Source organism: Candidatus Cloacimonadota bacterium (assembly GCA_011372345.1).
Taxonomy (GTDB): Bacteria; Cloacimonadota; Cloacimonadia; order Cloacimonadales; family TCS61; genus DRTC01.
The window spans coordinates 1-4,968 of record DRTC01000351.1 but is presented as its reverse complement, the minus strand read 5'-3'; the positions used below and the strand labels follow the sequence as shown (position 1 = coordinate 4,968).

At 34.0% G+C, this 4,968-nt stretch carries 7 protein-coding genes; 2 read left to right on the top strand and 5 right to left on the bottom strand.

Features of this window, described 5'->3' with window-relative positions; translation table 11 throughout:
• Positions 1–77: 77 nt before the first annotated feature.
• From ENL20_06795 to ENL20_06775, 5 genes are read right to left on the bottom strand one after another with little or no spacing between them, the layout of a single operon-like run.
• A complete protein-coding gene (locus tag ENL20_06795; GenBank protein HHE38264.1) occupies positions 78–515 on the bottom strand; it encodes a dUTP diphosphatase in 438 nt (145 codons plus the stop codon).
• A gap of 34 nt (positions 516–549) precedes the next feature.
• A complete protein-coding gene (locus tag ENL20_06790; GenBank protein HHE38263.1) occupies positions 550–1,443 on the bottom strand; it encodes a polyprenyl synthetase family protein in 894 nt (297 codons plus the stop codon).
• Positions 1,436–1,651, bottom strand: a complete 216-nt coding sequence (gene xseB, locus ENL20_06785; GenBank protein HHE38262.1) for an exodeoxyribonuclease VII small subunit — start codon at positions 1,649–1,651, stop codon at positions 1,436–1,438. Before xseB ends, ENL20_06790 begins: the two co-directional genes overlap by 8 nt.
• Positions 1,652–1,659: 8 nt before the next feature.
• A complete protein-coding gene (locus tag ENL20_06780) occupies positions 1,660–2,310 on the bottom strand; it encodes a thiamine diphosphokinase (protein HHE38261.1) in 651 nt (216 codons plus the stop codon).
• Between the two features lie 12 nt (positions 2,311–2,322).
• Positions 2,323–3,261 carry a M23 family metallopeptidase gene (locus ENL20_06775; GenBank protein HHE38260.1) on the bottom strand — a complete coding sequence of 313 codons (939 nt, stop codon included), beginning with the start codon at positions 3,259–3,261 and terminating at the stop codon, positions 2,323–2,325.
• 186 nt (positions 3,262–3,447) lie between these two features.
• Between ENL20_06775 and ENL20_06770 the strand changes: the two genes are divergently transcribed.
• Positions 3,448–4,344 carry a bifunctional enoyl-CoA hydratase/phosphate acetyltransferase gene (locus tag ENL20_06770; protein HHE38259.1) on the top strand — a complete coding sequence of 299 codons (897 nt, stop codon included), beginning with the start codon at positions 3,448–3,450 and terminating at the stop codon, positions 4,342–4,344.
• Between the two features lie 72 nt (positions 4,345–4,416).
• On the top strand, positions 4,417–4,875 hold the full coding sequence (locus tag ENL20_06765; GenBank protein HHE38258.1) for a 23S rRNA (pseudouridine(1915)-N(3))-methyltransferase RlmH: 459 nt from the start codon (positions 4,417–4,419) through the stop codon (positions 4,873–4,875).
• Positions 4,876–4,968 lie beyond the last annotated feature (93 nt).

Here is a 4,968-nt window from a genome sequence, read left to right as displayed (position 1 = left end):
TGATAATTATGAGCAAGAATTATTGCATTTTTCAGTTTTTTAAGTCTTTTAATTTTTCTGGTTATTCCATTCATAGCTTAATATTCGGTATGACCAAATCCGCCAATTCCTCGTTTAGTATCATCGAGTATTTCTGTTTCGATAAAATTTACATTTTCATATTTTGAGATGACCATCTGACTGATTCGGGTATGCGGTTTGATCACAAAATTCTTCTTTCCAAAATTAAATAAGATCACTTTTATCTCTCCGCGATAATCTGCATCGATCGTGCCGGGTGAATTCAATACTCCAATCAGGTGATTGGTCGCCAGTCCGCTTCTCGGACGAATCTGTGCTTCATAATCCGGTGGTAAACTGATCGCAATTCCGGTTGGGATCAATTCTATTTTTCCAGGTTTTAAAATTACATCATCACTATTTGCGGAATAAAGGTCGTAACCAGCTGCATGTTCGGTCATTTTTTGAGGAAGTTTTGCGCTAGGATGAAGTTTCCTGATTTTTAATTCAATCATTTGGGGTGATTATTAATTATGGAAAAGGAAAAAATTAAAATTTTCTGGTCATGATAAAATCAGCAAGTAACTTCAAGGTTTCCGCTTTTTCACCATAATGATCGAGCAGTCCTTTTACTTCTTCAATCAATTTTTCTGCTTTTTCTTTTGATTTTTCCATACCATGAATTGCGGGATAAGTTGCTTTTTTCAATTTAGCATCCTTACCGATAGTTTTTCCTAAAGTTGCTTGTGTTCCTTCAATATCCAGGATATCATCTGTAATCTGGAACGCTAAACCAAGTTTATTACCGACTTTTTCCATTCGTTTGAAATCTTCCTCAGGAGCATCAGCCAGCAAACAACCAAATCTAATAGAAAGATTGATCAAGCGAGTTGTTTTATTGTAGTGGATAAAATCGAGTATTTTTGCTGAAACCTTTTTTCCTTCGCTTTCAATATCGACCATTTGTCCTGCGATCAAACCTGTATGACCGGCTGCGATCGCTAATTCCCGAATGAGAGTAAGTTTTATTTTATCATCCAATTCAGTTGAATTTATGGCATCAAAAGCATTAACGAGAAGAGCATCACCGGCAAGGAGAGCAATATCAGAACCGAAAAGAACATGACAGGCTTTTTTCCCGCGTCTGTATTCATCATTATCAATTTCCGGAAGATCATCATGGATCAGAGTATATGTATGAAGCAGTTCAAGAGCTCCGGCAACAAGTAAAATGTCTTTAATATCATCTTCAAAAAGCTGGTATGTATTCAACATTAAATAAGGACGAAGTCTTTTTCCTCCGGCAAATAAAGTATGACGAATAGCTTTATGTATTTGCTTTGGATATTCATCTTTGCGCGGCAGGAAACGATCCATCGCAATGTTTACCTGCTCCCTTTTTTCTTTAATATCTTTTTTCAGAAGCATTTTATCGCTACTCATTATTCCTCTTCTCATCATTTTCGGATTTATTCAATTTGCTTGAAAGAACTTCGATCTGGTTCTCCACTTTCTCGAGTTTCTTGTTACAATACCGAACAAGCTCCGAACCTTCTTCAAACAAACTAACGACTTTATCCAGTTCGTCAATTCCATTTTCCAGACTGGAAACAATTTCTTCCAATTTTTTAAGAGCTTCTTCAAATTTCATATCTTCTTTCATGATGACACCTGTTTTGGGGTTAGCACAATTAGCAATTCACCCTTTTCATAAGTAATTTTAATCTTGTTTTGAACACATTCGTTACTAATCCCGCGGGTTGAATCTCGATAAAGATTTTCATTCTCTAATTGATATTTCAAACCGGATGTAGTAAGAGATTCAACTTTTTCAGTGATAGGAATCATAGAAAGTATCGTTCCTTTTTCAATATTGAAAAAGCATGATCTGTCAGCGAGAAAAACTTTCTGGAAATCATTTTGAATCGCTGCAGATAGACCGTATTTCTTTGCTGAACAAAGTAATGACAGCAATCCTAAAGAATGATCGAATCTTTCTGCAAGAGAATTTAAGAAAATAATTTCTTTAATTCCGAGTTTTCTGCACCATTTCAAAGCGATTTCCGAATCTGTCTCATCTTTTTCGGAAGGAAAGATTTCAATTTTAGTGTTTTTCTTAAAAAAAGATAAAACTTCCGGTTTGATCGAATCCATATCTCCGATCACCAAGTCTGCAGAAATTTTGTTTTGGTAGAGAAAATTTGCTCCACCATCTATTCCAATAACAATATCTTCTTCTTGAATTGAGTTTATTACTTGAGTAAAATTCGCATTTGAACTGTTTGTAAAAAGATATGCTTTTTTCAAAATATATTGATCGGATTATTTTTTGGATAATACTATTTCGTCTTCGGATTTATTCAAATATTTGTAGGGATTTCGATTCTGGTTATATCTCAGAACTTCATAGTGAAGATGATTTCCTGTTGAGCGACCGGAATTTCCCATCAATCCGATGATCTCACCTCTTTTAACGGTTTGACCGCTTTTAACGAAAGATTTCTGGAGATGAGCATATTTTGTCTGATATCCAAATTTGTGTGTAATAACAATATATTTCCCGAAGTATTTTTCCCGACTCGATTTTTTTATTATCCCATCTGCCGTTGCATAGATTGGAGTTCCGCTGACATTCCCAAAATCGATTCCTTTATGAAAAGATCTTTTCCCTGTGATTGGATGTTTTCTCCAACCATAAGTATCCGAGATGCGACCGTAAGTTGGATAAATCGAGGGAGTTTGCAAATACAAAAGCTTTTTTAGTTCTACTTTATCAGCAAGTTCATGGTGAGTTTTCAGGTCGAAATCCACTTTGCTTTTTAATTGGTTTAATTTGTTCAAAGTATGATTATAATTCAGGTTAAACTCTTTTCCAAGATTGATAAAAGTAGAATCGATTTGCGGAATACCTCCCATACCCATATTTCTAATATCTTTGTTAATTTCTTTGAAATTCTTATCCGAACGGACTTTATCTTCCCATTCCTCCATCAATTTCAATTTAACAAGAATTGAATCTATCTCTGAGGAAAGACTGTAAATCTTATCTTTTAATTGATCATTTTCTTCCAGTATCTGATGGGCTTCATAAATCTTATACTGGTTTTGAATAACATAAAATATTGATCCGATTAGCAGCATTAAAAAAACAAAAGTAGATATGCCCAAAAAAAGTATGGTATTTTTAGATATTCTGATGTTTTTTGTATTTGAAGAATCTGTCGCTGATAGAGTTAAATGCCACTTCTTCATAAAAACCATTTTCCCCTTTTTTACAATTTTTGAAGCAAAAGAAAAAAAGCATTGTTTGATGTCAAGTTATTTCAATTGATTGAATTGTAAATAGTTAGAGATGTTTTTTAGATTAAAATAATAATTTTCTTGACCGTAGAAACAGTTTAAAAAGTTATTATAAGTAAAGTTATAAAGATGATCTTGGAGGATAGAATGATAAAAAATTTTGATGAATTATTGGACAAAGTCAGGAATATGAAAAACAAGACCGTTATCATCGCTGCTGCACATTCACCAACTGCGATCGAAGCTGCGATCATGGCAAAAAAAGAGAATTTAGCTAATTGTATTTTAACAGGTGATAAAGACACGATATCGAAGTATTTAACAGAAAAAGCTCCTGAATTTTCGGATTCATTTGAGATAATCGATACTGGAATCGACCTGAATTATGGAGCAAAAAAAGCAGTTGAGCTGGTAAAAGAAGGAAAAGGTCATTTGATCTTAAAAGGAAAATGTGATACAGGAACTCTCCTTAAATCTGTTCTCGATAAAGAAAACGGGCTTCGAACCGGAAATACCATGAGCGATGTTCTGGCTTACGAAACTCCGGAAAAAGTTGTTTTAATGGGTGATGGAGGATTTATTCCTCTTCCGGGATTAAAGGAGAAAATTTCGATCGTGAAGAACTGTGTCGAAGTTGCTCACGGACTTGGGAACAAGAATCCCAAAGTAGCTTTATTAACTCATACTGAAGCTGTGAATGATAAAATTCCATCGACAGTGGAAGCAGCAATCATCACAACTATGAATAAACGCGGTCAGATCAAGGATTGTGTGATCGATGGTCCTCTTGCTTTTGATAATGCCGTCAGTAAAAAAGCAGCGGAAATGAAAGGGATAAAATCGGAAGTTGCAGGAGATGCTGATGTATTGGTGGTTCCCAATATTGAAGCAGGAAATATTTTCGGGAAAGCATTAACTTATTATTGTCATTATCGAGTTTGTCATGTGGTGATGGGAGCAAAAGTTCCAATTCTGATCGCTTCCCGGGCAGATGATGCGGAAACGAAATTTTTGTCGATGGCTTTGGGGATTTTGAGTGCATGATTTAGTAACGAATTCGTTAAAAGTCGGACACAGCAAAACCAACAAAACGGAAAAATAAGTATTTTTTGATTTATGAAAATAAAAATCATCTGTTTAGGAAAATCCAAACAAAAATTCATTGAGGATGGAATTAAGGAATATCAGAAAAGAATTTCAAAATATGCGAAAATAGAATTAAATATCTTACCGGATATTGCCCTGACAAAAACAAATACGATCGAAATCGTAAAAAATAAAGAAGCAGAAATTCTCGAAAAACATTTGATAAAAGATGATTTTATTATTGTTCTTGATGAAAAAGGGAAGCAATTCACTTCTCTCGAATTTTCCAAATATATTTCCAAAATCAATAAAAATATTATTTTTATGGTCGGGGGAGTTTACGGAATTTCAGAAAAAATACTGAAAAAAACGAACCTGATTTTGAGTTTTTCTAATTTTACTTTTACCCATCAAATGATCAGATTGATTTTGATGGAGCAATTATATCGAGCATTTTCGATCAGCGAAGGGAAGAAATATCATTATTAACTTAAGTTTCGCAGTTCGATATTCACCATTATAAAACGAATTAGAATTTCAAATTTATCAAACAAGCAGATTTTAATTTATTAATTATGAGGG

What these genes read in the sequence shown, in the direction of transcription:
- ENL20_06790 (HHE38263.1), bottom strand. Translation starts at nt 1,443, where the DNA reads ATGAGTAGCGATAAAATGCTTCTGAAAAAAGATATTAAAGAAAAAAGG.
- ENL20_06765 (HHE38258.1), top strand. Translation starts at nt 4,417, where the DNA reads ATGAAAATAAAAATCATCTGTTTAGGAAAATCCAAACAAAAATTCATT.
- ENL20_06775 (HHE38260.1), bottom strand. Translation starts at nt 3,261, where the DNA reads ATGGTTTTTATGAAGAAGTGGCATTTAACTCTATCAGCGACAGATTCT.
- ENL20_06795 (HHE38264.1), bottom strand. Translation starts at nt 515, where the DNA reads ATGATTGAATTAAAAATCAGGAAACTTCATCCTAGCGCAAAACTTCCT.
- xseB (HHE38262.1), bottom strand. Translation starts at nt 1,651, where the DNA reads ATGAAATTTGAAGAAGCTCTTAAAAAATTGGAAGAAATTGTTTCCAGT.
- ENL20_06770 (HHE38259.1), top strand. Translation starts at nt 3,448, where the DNA reads ATGATAAAAAATTTTGATGAATTATTGGACAAAGTCAGGAATATGAAA.